The 14,566-nt window shown below is 55.2% G+C and carries 11 protein-coding genes; all 11 read left to right on the top strand.

Annotated elements, in window-relative coordinates; all coding sequences use genetic code 11:
* Window positions 1-4: 4 nt before the first annotated feature.
* Entirely contained in the window at window positions 5-3,475 is a 3,471-nt protein-coding gene (gene dnaE / locus GXP52_01445) for a DNA polymerase III subunit alpha (GenBank protein ID NOY85950.1), read from the top strand.
* A gap of 22 nt (window positions 3,476-3,497) precedes the next feature.
* Window positions 3,498-4,460, top strand: a complete 963-nt coding sequence (locus GXP52_01440; protein ID NOY85949.1) for an acetyl-CoA carboxylase carboxyltransferase subunit alpha — start codon at window positions 3,498-3,500, stop codon at window positions 4,458-4,460.
* 3 nt (window positions 4,461-4,463) lie between these two features.
* Complete coding sequence (gene pheA / locus GXP52_01435) at window positions 4,464-5,297, top strand: prephenate dehydratase (protein NOY85948.1); 834 nt, start codon at window positions 4,464-4,466, stop codon at window positions 5,295-5,297.
* Between the two features lie 88 nt (window positions 5,298-5,385).
* Window positions 5,386-6,507, top strand: coding sequence for a histidinol-phosphate transaminase (locus GXP52_01430; GenBank protein ID NOY85947.1), 1,122 nt, complete (start codon window positions 5,386-5,388; stop codon window positions 6,505-6,507).
* 3 nt (window positions 6,508-6,510) lie between these two features.
* Window positions 6,511-7,524 (top strand): 3-deoxy-7-phosphoheptulonate synthase, encoded by a 1,014-nt coding sequence (aroF, locus tag GXP52_01425; GenBank protein NOY85946.1) that lies wholly within the window; start codon window positions 6,511-6,513, stop codon window positions 7,522-7,524.
* Window positions 7,524-8,384: a prephenate dehydrogenase/arogenate dehydrogenase family protein gene (locus tag GXP52_01420; protein ID NOY85945.1), complete on the top strand. Its 861-nt coding sequence runs from the start codon at window positions 7,524-7,526 to the stop codon at window positions 8,382-8,384. Before aroF ends, GXP52_01420 begins: the two co-directional genes overlap by 1 nt.
* Complete coding sequence (gene aroA / locus GXP52_01415; GenBank protein ID NOY85944.1) at window positions 8,381-9,727, top strand: 3-phosphoshikimate 1-carboxyvinyltransferase; 1,347 nt, start codon at window positions 8,381-8,383, stop codon at window positions 9,725-9,727. The genes GXP52_01420 and aroA overlap by 4 nt, the downstream gene beginning before the upstream one ends.
* Before the next feature lie 3 nt (window positions 9,728-9,730).
* Window positions 9,731-10,402: a (d)CMP kinase gene (locus GXP52_01410; protein NOY85943.1), complete on the top strand. Its 672-nt coding sequence runs from the start codon at window positions 9,731-9,733 to the stop codon at window positions 10,400-10,402.
* Window positions 10,403-10,546: 144 nt separating this feature from the next.
* Window positions 10,547-11,437 (top strand): 4-hydroxy-3-methylbut-2-enyl diphosphate reductase, encoded by an 891-nt coding sequence (gene ispH / locus GXP52_01405; GenBank protein ID NOY85942.1) that lies wholly within the window; start codon window positions 10,547-10,549, stop codon window positions 11,435-11,437.
* Between the two features lie 159 nt (window positions 11,438-11,596).
* Complete coding sequence (locus GXP52_01400) at window positions 11,597-13,507, top strand: 30S ribosomal protein S1 (protein NOY85941.1); 1,911 nt, start codon at window positions 11,597-11,599, stop codon at window positions 13,505-13,507.
* 134 nt (window positions 13,508-13,641) lie between these two features.
* Complete coding sequence (gene sppA, locus GXP52_01395; protein ID NOY85940.1) at window positions 13,642-14,544, top strand: signal peptide peptidase SppA; 903 nt, start codon at window positions 13,642-13,644, stop codon at window positions 14,542-14,544.
* Window positions 14,545-14,566: the final 22 nt, after the last annotated feature.

The raw sequence follows: 14,566 nt of genomic DNA, 5'->3' as shown, positions 1-14,566 counted from the left end.
AATCATGAAACGGGTTGAATTCGTACACCTCCACGTTCACACCTCCTTCAGTCTCTTAGACGGTGCCTGCCGCATTTCTGATCTTACGAAGCTTGCGGCCCGGATGCGCTTCCCTGCGCTGGCTATTACGGACCACGGGGGCATGTTCGGCGTTATCGATTTTTACCAGAGCGCATTATCCGCCGGAATAAAGCCCATTATCGGTAGTGAATTCTATGTGGCGCCGGGAAGCAGAATGGACAAGAAACCGGCTGCCGATGGTGACAACTACTATCACATCGTCCTCCTGGCCCGGAACCTGACTGGATACCACAACCTCCTTAAACTGTCCTCCTCAGGTTTCAGGGAGGGGTTTTACTATAAGCCCCGCATAGACAGGGAGATACTAAGCGAACACAGCGAAGGCCTTATCGCGCTTTCGGCGTGCCTTAAGGGGGAGGTTGCCAGGCGCATCGTCCAGGGTAAGGAGAGGGAAGCGGTGGAAACCGCCGCGTGGTACCGGGACGTATTCGGTGACGCCTATTATCTGGAGATAATGCGGAACGGGCTCGAGGAGCAGGCCCGCGCCAATGAGGGGCTGGCAAGGATTTCAGCGGATCTTGGAATACCCATGGTCGCCACCAACGATATTCATTATCTCCAGAAAGAGGACCGGCGCATGCACGACGTCCTCCTGTGCATCCAGACGGCGAAGACCGTCAACGCCGAGGACAGAATGCGCATGGACGCCCACGAACTGTACCTGAAATCCGCTGATGAGATGGGTGTTCTTTTTCGGGACCTTCCCGAGGCCCTTGCCAATACCCTTGAGGTGGCGGAACGGTGCAACCTCGAGATTCCTCTCCACAGGACCCAGATGCCCCGGTTCCCGGTGCCCGAGGACCGAACCCCGCAATCCTTTCTCGCCGACACGGTCAGGTCGGGTTTCGAGCGGCGCATGGAGGGCATTCTCGCCGCGGCGCCGTCTGAGAAAAGGGAGTCGATTCTCGAGCGCTACCAGACGAGGCTGGGCAAGGAAATCGAAACAATTACCGCCATGGGTTTTTCCGGGTATTTCCTTATTGTCTGGGATTTCATCAGGTTCGCAAAGGAGAAGGATGTGCCTGTGGGACCCGGCCGCGGGTCGGCAGCCGGGTCCCTGGTTGCATATTCCCTTGGTATCACCGACATTGACCCGCTGCGTTATGGTCTTCTCTTCGAGAGGTTTCTCAACCCTGAGCGGGTCAGCATGCCGGATATCGACGTCGATTTCTGTATGGACCGGCGGGACGAGGTCATACGTTACGTTACCGAAAAATATGGGGAAGACAAGGTAGCACAGATCATCACCTTTGGCACCATGGCGGCGAGGGGGGCCATCCGGGACGTCGGGAGGGCGCTGGACATCAGCTACGCCGAGGTCGACCGGATTGCCAAAATGATCCCGGATATCCTCAAGATTACGATCAGCCAGGCAATCGAACAGGAACCCCAGCTCCGTGAAATCATGAAGAAGGAAAAGAAAATCGCCGATCTGCTTGATCTGGCGCAGAAAATAGAGGGTCTTCATCGCCATGCCTCCACCCACGCGGCAGGCGTTGTCATCAGCCAGGACAGGTTGGATGAGCACGTTCCTCTTTACAGGGGAACAAAGGGCGAGGCGATTACCCAGTTTACCATGAAGAACCTCGAGGAGATTGGATTGGTCAAGTTCGATTTCCTCGGCCTCCGGACCCTTACTCTCCTTGACCACGCGTTGAAGCTGGTTAACCGCAGGCTTGAACGCGAGGGCAGGCCTTCTCTCGCCTTCGAAGACCTGAGCCTGGAGGACCCCAAGACCTACGAGCTTCTATCTTCGGCCAACACGGATGGGGTTTTTCAGCTTGAGAGCTCAGGCATGAGGGATCTCCTCAACAAGATGAAACCGGGGACCTTCGAAGATCTTGTGGCCCTGGTTGCTCTGTACAGGCCCGGGCCTCTTGGAAGCGGGATGGTCACCGACTTCATCAACCGAAAAAGAGGGCGGCAGTCAATAACCTATGAAGTGCCCGAACTGAAGGAGATCCTTGAGGAGACCTACGGTGTTCTCGTTTACCAGGAGCAGGTGATGCAGATCGCCAGCACCCTGGCGGGATATTCCCTTGGCGAAGCCGATATCCTGAGACGCGCCATGGGCAAGAAAAAACACGAGGAGATGGAGAAGCAGAGGACCCGTTTCCAGGAAGGGTGCAAAAAGAGGGATATTTCGTCCGCCAAAGCAAACAGGATTTTCGACACCATGGAATATTTTGCCGGATATGGCTTCAACAAATCGCACAGTGCGGCCTATGCCCTCATCTCCTTCCGTACGGCTCATCTCAAGGCCCATTATCCAATGGAGTTTATGGCCGCCCTTCTCACAAGCGAGATGGACAACACGGACAAGGTAACGCAGCATATCGGTGTCTGCAAGGAGATGGGGATCAGCCTTCTTCCCCCTGATATCAATGAATCCGAGATCCCCTTCACCGTCGTCGACGGCGGGATTCGATTCGGGCTGGGAGCAGTCAAAAACGTGGGGGTGGCGGCCTTGGAGGAAATCCTGGGGCAGAGGGACCGGGCTGGAGAGTTTTTTTCCCTTGAAGATTTCTGCGGCAGGGTCGATCTTCACAAGGTTAACAGGAGAGTGATTGAAAGCCTGATCAAGTCCGGTGCTTTCGATGGGTTTTCAGGCCATCGGGCCCGTAACATCGCGGGGCTCGATCAGGCCATTGAGAGGGGCCAGAAGGAGCAGCGGGACAGGATCAACGGGCAGATCAATATGTTCGGTGGGGCGATGGGAATCGACGATGGACTGTCCCTGCCGGATGTAGAACCGTGGACCGAACATCTGAGGCTCACCTTCGAGAAGGAGAGCCTGGGGTTCTACATCTCCGGTCATCCACTGGAAAAATATATGCGGGAGCTTGAACGGTATGTTACGTTTGATCTTGGCAAGCTCGGTGAAATGGGCGACGGCCAGGAGGTCAGGGTCGCGGGGGTTAAACAGAGCATCAAGGAGATTAATACCAAAAAGGGTGACAGAATGGCGTTCCTGACCCTGGAGGATCTTCACGGCAGCGCCGAGCTGGTGATATTTTCGGATGTTTTCAAGGAGTACTCCTCTATCATAGCATCCGACAAACCGATTCTGGTTGAAGGGGTCACCGACTCTGACGGCGAGAAACCCAAGATAAGGGTTCAGAAGATGAGTTTTCTTGAGGACTACAGGGAAAAAGTGACGAACGTCGTGCAGATCAACCTGACGACTTTAGGGCTGACCAGGGAGGATTTATCCTCACTCAAGGCTGTTCTTGCAAGGCATTCCGGGCAATGTAAAGTCAAACTGAAACTGGCCATCCCAACCAAGGCCGAGGCGGTTATATGTGCCGATGATTCCCTCCGTGTAGGGTCCTCGGACCGGATGGTTCGAGAGGTGGAGGATCTTCTCGGAAGCGGAACGGTGACGTTCGAGTAAGACGGTATTGAAAGGAAAAACCATGGTTGAATTCTATCTGGATTTTGAAAAACCGATCGTGGAAATGGAAAGACGCATCGAGGAACTTCGCCGTATGGAAACGGGGGAGTCCGGGCTTGACCTGACCGACGATGTCGAAAGGCTTGAAAAGAAACTGGACAAGCTGAGGGACGAGCTTTATAAAAAACTGAACAGGTGGCAGCGAACCCTCCTCGCCAGGCATCCCATGAGGCCGTATACCCTTGATTTCATTGAGCTTTTAGTTGAAGACTTTATCGAACTGCATGGAGACCGTGTCTTTGGCGACGATTCATCCATCGTGGGTGGAATCGGTCGTTTTTTTGGTAAGTCCCTGATGGTGATCGGACATCAGAAGGGTAGGAACACCAAACAGAAGGTTATGAGAAACTTCGGCATGCCCCACCCCGAGGGTTACAGGAAGGCCCTGCGCCTGATGAAGCTGGCCGAACGTTTTCAGGTTCCCGTCCTGACCCTTGTGGACACCCCGGGAGCCTTCCCGGGCATTCAGGCGGAAGAAAGAGGCCAGGCTGAGGCTATAGCCCGGAACCTCATTGAGATGTCCGACCTTACCGTCCCGATTGTAACCGTGGTAACGGGTGAAGGGGGCAGTGGAGGCGCGCTTGCGTTGGCTGTGGCCAACAGGGTTCTCATGATGGAGAACAGCACCTATTCGGTTATATCACCGGAGGGGTGCGCCGCCATTCTCTGGAAGAACCAGGCTTTTGCCAAGGATGCCGCCGAGGCCATGAAACTCACCGCCCAGGACAGTCTCTCCAACGGGATAATTGATGAAATTGTGTCTGAACCGGTGGGTGGCGCCCATAGGGATTACGCCGCGGCGGCCGAGATACTTGGGGGATTCATTAAAAGACATCTTGATGAACTTTCGGAATTGGGACCCGCCGAGCTGGTTGAGAACCGTTGGGCGAGATTCCGTAAAATCGGGGTTTACAAGGAGTCATAACAGGTGGCATCGCGTATGGATATTTCCTACCTGGGTCCCCAGGCCACGTTTACACATCAGGCGGCGTGGCGTGCGTTCGGGGAGGGTGTGGAATATATCCCGGCAGAGACTATTGACGATGTTTTCACCGCGGTCCAGGAGGGCGAAGCCCATCGGGGAGTGGTGCCTGTTGAGAACTCCAATGAGGGTGTGGTTACATCCACCATGGATCTCCTTGTGGACTCCACCCTCGTCATCACAGGCGAGGTCATATTACCCATTCGGCTGATGCTTCTGTCGCGGGAAAAAGATATCCGGGGGATTGTAAAGGTCTACTCCCATCCGCAGCCATTTGCCCAATGCAGGCACTGGCTGCGGAAAAACCTCAGGGGCGCAGCGTTTGTAGACGCCAGGAGCACAGCTGAGGCGGCGGCTTTCTGCCTTTCTCAGGAGGGAACCGCGGCTGTGGCCGGTGCGATGGCCTCGCAATTCTATGGAATCCCCACGCTTGTGGAGAATATCGGCGACTGGGAGGAGAACCTCACACGGTTCCTGGTGTTTTCAACCCATCCCACGGCATCATCAGGGAATGATAAAACCTCACTGGTTTTCTCCATCAAGGACAAGGTCGGGGCCCTCTATGAGATCCTCAGACCGTTCGGCGAAGCGGGGATCAACCTGACGAAAATCGAGTCGAGACCCTCAAAAAAGAAGGCGTGGGACTATGTCTTCTTCATCGATCTTGAGGGACACAAGGATGATTCGGCGGTGCGGGATGCCCTCCGTAAATTGGAGAAAATGTGCATGTTTATGAAGGTGTTGGGGTCTTATCCTAAAGGAACAGTTGAAGGTAAATGACCCGTTCAACCTTGAACGTTGAACATTGAACGTTGAACCTTGAACATTGAACGTTGAACCTTGTTATTTAAACATGGGACTTAAAAATATGAAACAGCTCAAATACCGCACGGCATACGGATCGGTGGAAAATCTGGTTCCCTACCAAACGGGAAAACCCATTGAAGAGCTTTTAAGGGAGATGGGCCTGGAGAGGATAATCAAGCTGGCCTCCAACGAGAACCCCATGGGGATGTCTCCCTTGGCGAGAAAGGCGGTTCAGGAGGCATTGAACGGCATCAATCGTTATCCAGACGGAAGCGCCTACCATCTGAAGGGGCTGTTGGCTGAAAAACATGGTGTGCCCGGTGAGATGATTGTTCTGGGAAACGGGTCCAACGAAATTCTCGAACTGCTTGCCCAGCTCCTCCTTTGTGAAGGTGCTGAAACGGTGTACGCCTGGCCTGCGTTTATCGTCTACCGACTTTGTACCCTTGCCCACGGGGGCAGGGGTGTTGAGGTGCCTCTTGACACCGCCATGGCGCACGATCTTGGGGCCATGGCCGAGGCGGTTACCCCGGATACCCGAATTGTCTTTGTCGCCAACCCCAACAACCCCACCGGTTCCTATGTAGCCCGACCCGATGTGGAGAGGTTTCTCGACGCATTGCCGGAGGATGTGGTGCCGGTCCTTGACGAGGCCTATTTCGAATATGCCATGGATCGGCCGGACTATCCCGACGGGATCGAACTTGTCAAACAGGGCCGGTCATTGGTTGTGACGAGGACCTTCTCCAAGGCCTATGGTCTGGCCGGGCTCAGGGTTGGATATGCGGTGATGCCCGAGGAGCTTGCAGACCTTCTTAACAGGGTTCGCCAACCCTTCAATGTCAACAGCTTGGGACAGGCGGCAGCTGCGGCTGCCCTTGGGGACCAGGAATTTATCAGGGAGGCCGTCAGGTTGAACAGGATTGAGATGGAGCGGGTTTCGGACGGTGTCCGTTCCCTTGGACTTTCGGCGGCGCCTTCGGCCGGTAACTTTCTGCTTGTCGATCTTATGGACCCAAAGGGGGAGACAGTCTATCAGGCACTGCTGAAAAATGGCGTTATCGTCCGTCCCATGGCGGGATACGGTCTTCCCGGCCACCTTCGAGTGACCATCGGCAACCCCGATGAAAACAAATATTTTCTGGAAAAATTAACGGAAATTATGGAAAGAAATGAGGGTTAGAAAATGATTATCGTACTTAAACCCGGATCAACTCAGGCCGACATAGATTATGTCGAGCGGAAGCTGAAGGAGAAAGGGCTGAAGGTCCATCTCTCCAGGGGTGAGGAGAGGACCATTATCGGCGCCATCGGCGATGAAAGGATTCTCAGGGAGGCGTCCCTGGCCGCCTATCCGGCCGTTGAGAAGATCCTCCCGATTCTCAAACCGTTCAAGCTGGCCAGCCGTGATTTTCAGAATGAAAATTCCATCATCCGGGTCCGTGGGACCGCGGTCGGAGGTGAGAAGATTCAGATCATGGCGGGGCCATGCAGTGTCGAGGACCATGACGGCCTGTTGACAGTGGCCAGGGCCGTCAAGGAGGCCGGCGGCACCTTCCTCCGGGGCGGCGCTTTCAAACCCCGATCGTCACCCTATTCATTTCAGGGTCTGGGGGAGGAAGGGCTCAAGTATCTCGCCGAGGCGAGCAGGGAGACCGGGCTGCTTGTCGTCACAGAGCTCATGGACCCCCGGGACGCCGACCTGGTTTACCGCTACGCCGATCTTATCCAGATCGGGGCCAGAAACATGTCCAACTTCTCTCTTCTAAAGGAGGTAGGCAGGTTTGACAAACCTGTACTTCTGAAAAGGGGGCTCTCGGCCACCGTCAAGGAATTTCTCATGTCGGCCGAATATATTCTCGACCAGGGAAACATGGACGTTATCCTCTGCGAGAGAGGGGTGCGGACCTTCGAGACCGAAACCAGAAACACCCTTGATCTTTCCGCCGTGCCCCTCATCAAATCCATGAGCCATCTGCCCATTATCGTGGATCCCAGCCATGCTGTGGGCCGGGCGGATCTTGTGCCCCCGATGTCATTGGCCGCGGTGGCTGCCGGTGCGGATGGGCTTATTATCGAGATCCACCAGAAGCCGGAAGAGGCACTCTGCGATGGTACTCAATCCCTCAGGCTGTCGGATTTTGCTGATCTCATGGTGAGGATAGGGGAAATCGCGAAGGTAGTGGGTAGACAAATTTAATGGACTGTTCCGATGATATCCGGTTCGACCGGGTTTACCTGCTGGGAACCGGCCTCATCGGAGGGTCGCTGGCGCTCGATCTGCATGCCAACGGCCTGGCGGGGACAATAGTCGGCAGCGATGATGACCCGGAATCGCTCCAAATGGCCCTCGATATGGGGATTCTGGACGGGCATCTTCCGCCGACCCGGGAAAACTTTCGGACATGCGATCTGGTTATCCTGGCCATCCCGGTCCTGAACCTTGTTGAGATACTGGCGGACGGCTTTGACGCCGGTACGCTGGTGACCGACGTGGGGAGTGTGAAGTACCCCCTGGTGGAGGCCTATCTGGAGTCGATAAAACACGGTGCGGACTATGACTTCGTGCCGGGGCACCCCATAGCGGGGGATGAGAGATCGGGACCTGATTCCGCCCGGCGGGGTCTGTTTCGCGGGGCGCGCGCGATAATTACACCCGTAGCGGAAAACGATCCCAATATTGCCCCTGTGGCGGCAATGTGGAGGGGAGTGGGAGCCAGAGTGGAAATCATGGATCCGGAATATCACGATTCTGTTTTTGCCTGGGTCAGTCACCTTCCCCATATGGTGGCCTACGGCATCGTTGATGCAGTTCTGGAGAAGGACCGCTCCTGGGTTTCCCTGTCCGGCGGCGGTTTGAGAGACTACACGCGGGTGGCCGCCAGCAGTCCCAGGATGTGGGCGGATATCGCGGTAGCAAACAAAAGCCTGCTGCTGGAGGCATTGGGTGGGTTTCGGGCGAGCATCGACAAAATCTACACAGCTGTCGAGTCCGGCGATCACGACAGGCTGGAGGAAACTTTTCGGCGGATCGCCTCTGTCAGGAGGGAGATGAAGTGACGTGGATCATCTCTCCGTCGGGGCCTCTATTGGGTGAGGTCCAGGTTCCAGGGGATAAATCCATCACCCACAGGGCCTATATTCTGGGTGCTGTTTCGGTCGGCGAAACCGTTGTTTCAAGGCCCTTGAGGGCTGAGGATACAGACAATACCCTTGAAGCGATTCGATCCCTGGGAGTGGATATCGAGTCCAAAGGGGATGTGGTGCTCATCCGCGGTCGCGGACCGGACGGCCTTTCAGAGCCGGGCGACGTGCTTGACCTGGGAAATTCCGGCACCGGTGTTCGACTCCTGGCCGGTCTCCTGGCCGGATGTTCGTTTCTGTCCATATTGACCGGCGATTCCTCCCTCCGGGGGCGCCCCATGGGGCGGGTCACAGACCCATTAAAGAGGATGGGGGCCGCCATTGACGGTAGGGACGGGGGCCGGCTCCTGCCCCTGGTGATTCGCGGCGGAGGTCTGAAAGCGGTGGATTTTGTATCGCCGGTTTCGAGTGCCCAGGTAAAGTCATGCGTCCTTCTTGCGGGTCTTCAGGCCAGGGGCACCACAACCTTCCGGGAACCTGTCTTAAGCCGGGATCATACCGGGAGAATGCTCAAGAGTATGGGGGTGCATCTCGCAACCAGGGGAGGCTCCACCATTATGATGGGGGGGCAGAGCCTCTCGGCATGCGAAATAGCTGTGCCTGGGGACATTTCGTCTGCTGCATTTTTTCTCGTCGCCGGCGCCGTACTGAATGGTTCGGACATCGTGATCAGGAACGTCGGAGTCAACCCGACCCGGACGGGGATTCTCCGCCTGTTAAGCGCCATGGGAGCCGACATAGAGATTGATGATCGTCCCTGGGACGTCGAACCGGTTGCGGATATAAGGGTTCGCGGGACAGGGCGGCTGAGGGGATTCAAGGTCCCGCTGGAGTGGGTTCCGAGTATTATTGACGAACTCCCCTTAGCCGCGGTAGCGGCCGCCGCCGCTGATGGGATTACCGAGATCCGGGGCGCCAGGGAATTGAGGGTCAAGGAATCGGACAGAATCACCGGTACGGTGAGGATGCTTCAGCGGGCCGGGGTCCAGGTCCGTGAACTTGATGACGGTTTTATCGTTGAGGGAGGGGGAAGCATCAAGGGCGCTGATTTTAAGAGCGGTGGTGATCATCGCATCGCCATGGCCTCTGCAATCCTTTCCCTTCTCGCGGGTTCAACGAGCAGGGTTTCCGATATCAAATGCGTCGCTACCTCCTTTGGCACCTTTCCTGATGTGCTCAATACCCTTTCTCCCGGGGCGCTTGCCCCGGAGCCTTCAGCAGAATCTGACAGCTTATCGGCGCTGAGCAGAGTGGACTGAACGATGAAGCAGGTTGTCGCCATTGACGGACCATCCGGGGCGGGCAAGAGCACCGTGGCCGGGGAATTGGCGAAGCGCTTGGGGTATGTCCACCTTGATACGGGGGCGATGTACCGGGCGGTGGCGCTGGCCGCGGTCAGGGACGGCCTGGATCTGGAAGATGAGATTGCTCTCGACGCTCTCTGCGGCAGAATTCACATCAATTTCGTCAACACCGAATGCGGAATGAGGGTGACCCTGGACGGGGAGGATGTTTCGGATCTTATTCGAACCCCCGAGATGAGCCGCGCGTCCTCCGCCGTGTCCGGGGTCAGTTCCGTCAGGCGCCACATGGTGCGCCTGCAGCGTGAAATAGGGAGCCGGGGCGGCCTGGTGGCTGAGGGAAGGGATATGGGCACGGTCGTCTTCCCTGAAACCCGGGCCAAATTTTACCTCGACGCAGCCGTCGGAGAGAGGGCGAAAAGACGTTGGCTTGAACTCAGTGGACAGGGGGAAAAGGATCCGTTGGATAAGGTGGAAGATGATATGCAGGAGCGCGACCACAACGATTCCACCCGCTCCGATTCCCCCCTTCGGCGTGCGGATGATGCCATCATTGTAGACACGACCGACATGTCCCCGGAGGATGTCGTTGATCTGATTTTCAGAAGGGTTAAAGAATTGGAGACTTCGTAAAAAGTCCATCCATGGCTTTTTACGACCTATCAAGGATGATGATTTCGTAAGAAGTCATCAACGCGCCCCTTTTGGGGCGCTCAAATCGAAGATTTGTGAGGAAAGTGAAAATGACATTTTTCGCTTTCCGTTGAGTAAAAAGCCATGGATGGACTTTTTGCGACCTATCTAAAGGACGGAAGAATCAAGGTGGCTAAGGTTCTGCTGGCAAAAACAGCCGGGTTCTGCTTTGGGGTGGAGAGGGCTGTGGAAATGGCTGTTTCGGCGCTCCGGAAAGGTCCCGGACCGGTTTATACCCTGGGGCCCATCATTCATAACCCCCAGGAGGTGCGGCGTCTCGAGACCATGGGGCTGCGGATGGCGGTAAGTCTGGACGATATCGAGACAGGTACCGTTATTATACGATCCCACGGTGCGCAGAAGGGTGTCATCGATATGGCGGGGGCGAAAGGCCTCAATGTGGTTGATGCCACATGTCCTTTCGTCAACAGGCTCAAGGAACGGGTGGAAACCCTTGCCGACGAAAATTACCAGGTCATCATCGTAGGACAGGTCGACCATCCGGAGGTAAAAGCCATCCTGAGTTTTGCCCCCGCTGACAGTCTGGTGGCCAAAAGCGTCCAGGAACTGAAAGAAAGTCCGGGCATAAAGGCCAGGGTCGGCATCGTCGCTCAAACGACACATGCCCTGGAGAATCTGCAGCGTGTCGCCTCCTACTGCGTGGGGGTCTGCAAGGAGATCAAGGTCTTCAGAACCACCTGTCAGGCGACCGACGCGAGAAGGAAACAGGCGCGGAATATGGCAAAGAAAGTGGATGTCATGATCGTTGTGGGCGGTAGAAACAGTGCCAACACGGCAAGGCTGACCGAAGCGGCGCTGGAAGAATGCGCCAGGACCTGCCAGATCGAAAGCGCCGAAGAGCTGGAGGGTCTGCATATCCCCCCCGGAGCGACGGTTGGAGTGACGGCAGGCGCCTCAACCCCCGGCTGGGTTATTGATGAAGTCGTCGGTATTCTGGAGAAGGCTTTGGGATAGGACCGCCGGAAATCATCACCATCATGGGTGCCCCGATGTTGCCGGAAAGCCCCGTAAAAGCTGTATTCCCGGCGTTTATTGCGATTGACATGGTATATCAAATATAGGATAATCCGCAACCGTTCGAAAAAGAAAATACTAAAGGAGGATTACCAAGGTATGATAATCGAAGAGAAAAATTCCCTCACAGGTGCGGAATACGACGATGATGCGTCGAGGGAGCCTGTCAATGTAAGCGCAGATATTGAGGACGATGATTACGAAGAAGAGGAAGATTTTGCAAAGCTCTACGAGGAGAGCATAAAGGACCTCAAGGAACGGGAGGTCGTAACCGGTTCCGTTATCGGGATCACGGATGATGGTGTTCTCGTGGATGTCGGGTATAAATCCGAGGGAATAATCCCAAAGAAACAGTTTGAGGATGAAAACGGTGAGATAACTGTTGAAGTCGGCGATTCGGTGGAGGTGTTTCTCGAGAAGAAAGAGGATGCTGAGGGGCTGATCTACCTTTCCAAAGAGAAGGCCGACAAAATGAAGGTCTGGAACGATATTGGAAAGGCCTATGACGACAACAAACCTGTCAGCGGCAAGATAATATCGAGGATCAAGGGCGGCCTGACCGTGGATATCGGCGTTAAAGCCTTTCTACCGGGGTCCCAGGTGGACATTCGCCCCATCAGGAATCTGGATCGCCTGGTTGGCGAAGAATTCTTCTTTAAGATTATTAAATTCAACCCGCGGCGGGGCAACGTCGTTCTCTCGCGAAGAGTCCTTCTGGAGGAGGAAAGGGAAAGCAAGAAAGAGGAAACCCTGAAGGTCCTCGAGGAAGGCAGTGTAATGGAAGGGATCGTAAAAAACATCACCGATTATGGTGCTTTCATAGACCTTGGCGGTATTGACGGCCTCCTCCATATTACCGACCTGTCCTGGGGCCGTCTCCAGCATCCCTCCGAGGTTCTAACCGTGGGGGATACCGTCAACGTCAAAGTTCTGAAGTTCGACCGCGAAAAGGAAAGGGTTTCCCTCGGAATGAAGCAGTTGACCGAGGATCCGTGGGAATTGGTCGCCGGCCGGTATCCAGTGGGCTCCAGGGTCGCCGGCAAGGTTGTAAGCATCACCGATTACGGTGCCTTCGTTAAGCTTGAGGATGGGGTCGAAGGTCTGGTCCACATCTCGGAGATGACATGGAACCGTAAGATAAAGCACCCTTCGAAGCTGGTGGATGTCGGTGATCAGGTCGAGACCGAGGTCCTGAATTTCGATAAGGAAAACCGCAGGATTTCCCTTGGGATGAAACAGGTGGAACCCAACCCGTGGGATGTCGTCGCCGAAAAATATCCTCCAGGAAGCATGATTGACGGCAAAGTGAGGACGCTCACCGATTTCGGGGCTTTTGTGGGGCTGGAAGAAGGAATTGACGGACTCATCCACGTCAGTGACATGTCCTGGACAAGGAAGATCAACCACCCTTCCGAGGTTGTTAAGAAAGGTGATCCCGTAACGGTCGTGGTGCTTAGTGTTGACAAAACCAGGGAGAGGCTCTCCCTGGGGCTTAAACAGCTTACCACAAATCCCTGGGAGGAGATCGGTTCGAAGCACCCTGTCGGGTCCATTCTCACCGGCAAAGTTGTGAGCCACGCTGATTTCGGAACGTTCGTACAGATAATGGAAGGCATTGAGGGTTTGATCCATATTTCCGAGATGGGTCTTGAAAATGGCCAGGGCGCCGAGGAGGTATATCCTCCGGGGTCCGAGGTCAAGGTCAAGATCCTGGGTTTGGACCCCGATGAGCGGAAGGTCAGCCTGAGCATTACGGCGGCACAGGAAGGATCTTCCGCCGGGAAGTACTCCTCTTACCTGAACAACAACAGTGAAGGCGGCGGCACCCTTGGAGACATCCTGGGAGCCTCTCTGGCGGCTCAGATGGACCAGACTGATCCCTCTCCTCACCAGGAGGTTGGAAAAGATGTGGAAGGTGGTGGGGAGGACGACGAAAGTGAAGAGGGGGAGGCTGAAGAAGGAAAGACCGAGGAAGGGGAGGCCGAGAAAGGGGAGACCGAGAAGTCCTGACTTCCCCATAATCAGCCCTATTAAGGCCGTGGACTCCATAGCAGTGGGAAGGGTTTCACGGCTTTTTTCGTTTTTCGCCACGATGATGCGGACCAGGCTTGGTTAAACCTGCAGAAGGTTCAGGGGGAAAGGATATGAGCAGAGGATTGAAGATAATTATCCTTGTGACTATCGCCGTCATTGTTATGGCCTTCGTCCTGGGGATTTTCCACCGCGATTTACCGGACGTCTTCGCTGGAAACACCCTCGGCCTGCTTAGGGTCGAGGGGGTTATCACGGATGTGGACTGGTACATGGAGCAGGTAAATTCGTTTCGCACCAATGACCGGGTCAAAGGGGTCGTGTTGAGGATTGACAGCCCGGGTGGAGCCGTCGCTCCAACCCAGGAACTCTACGATGAGCTTCTCAAACTCAAAAGTAAAAAACCCCTGGTTGTGTCAATGGGAACAGTAGCGGCATCGGGAGGTTATTATCTGAGTTGTGCTTCCGACTGGATTGTGGCGAACCCCGGGACCATTACCGGAAGCATCGGTGTTATTATGGAGTTTACCAACATGGAGGAGCTTTTTGGAAAGCTCGGGATCAGGAACGAGACTATAAAAAGCGGGGCTCACAAGGACATGGGGTCCCCTTTCAGGGAGCTGACGAAAGAGGAAAGAACCCTCCTGACCGAAATGGTTAAGGATGTCCGCGAACAGTTTGTGGAGGCAGTGGTGGCTGGACGTCCGGTTGAGTTCGAAAAAATAAACCCCTACCTCGACGGCCGTATTTTCACCGGACGCCAGGCCCTGAACCTCGGGCTTGTTGACGAACTGGGAAACATAAATGTGGCCTTGGAAAAAGCCGCCGAACTCGCGGGGCTGCCTGGGGTGCCATCTAAAATTCTGGAACCGAAAAAGCGGGGAAGGGGTCTTATTGCCCTCCTTTTTGGACGTTCGTTTACGGACCAGTTGGAGACCGTGACGTTGGCCTGGGCCCAAAGAGGTGGTGTTTTTGGGAAAAACAGTCGGTTTCTTCAGCTTTGGAGGGCGTTTTAATTTTCCTAAGCTCTTGACTTCT

The organism is Deltaproteobacteria bacterium (assembly GCA_013151915.1).
GTDB lineage: Bacteria > BMS3Abin14 > BMS3Abin14 > BMS3Abin14 > BMS3Abin14 > BMS3ABIN14.
Note: the sequence above shows the minus strand (reverse complement) of the source record. Positions and strands in the feature narration are given on the sequence as shown.

Bases quoted from the DNA above. Each gene is read 5' to 3' on its own strand.
- GXP52_01400 (NOY85941.1), top strand. From the start codon at position 11,597: ATGATAATCGAAGAGAAAAATTCCCTCACAGGTGCGGAATACGACGAT.
- dnaE (NOY85950.1), top strand. From the start codon at position 5: ATGAAACGGGTTGAATTCGTACACCTCCACGTTCACACCTCCTTCAGT.
- ispH (NOY85942.1), top strand. From the start codon at position 10,547: ATGGATGGACTTTTTGCGACCTATCTAAAGGACGGAAGAATCAAGGTG.
- aroF (NOY85946.1), top strand. From the start codon at position 6,511: ATGATTATCGTACTTAAACCCGGATCAACTCAGGCCGACATAGATTAT.
- GXP52_01430 (NOY85947.1), top strand. From the start codon at position 5,386: ATGAAACAGCTCAAATACCGCACGGCATACGGATCGGTGGAAAATCTG.
- GXP52_01440 (NOY85949.1), top strand. From the start codon at position 3,498: ATGGTTGAATTCTATCTGGATTTTGAAAAACCGATCGTGGAAATGGAA.
- GXP52_01410 (NOY85943.1), top strand. From the start codon at position 9,731: ATGAAGCAGGTTGTCGCCATTGACGGACCATCCGGGGCGGGCAAGAGC.
- GXP52_01420 (NOY85945.1), top strand. From the start codon at position 7,524: ATGGACTGTTCCGATGATATCCGGTTCGACCGGGTTTACCTGCTGGGA.
- sppA (NOY85940.1), top strand. From the start codon at position 13,642: ATGAGCAGAGGATTGAAGATAATTATCCTTGTGACTATCGCCGTCATT.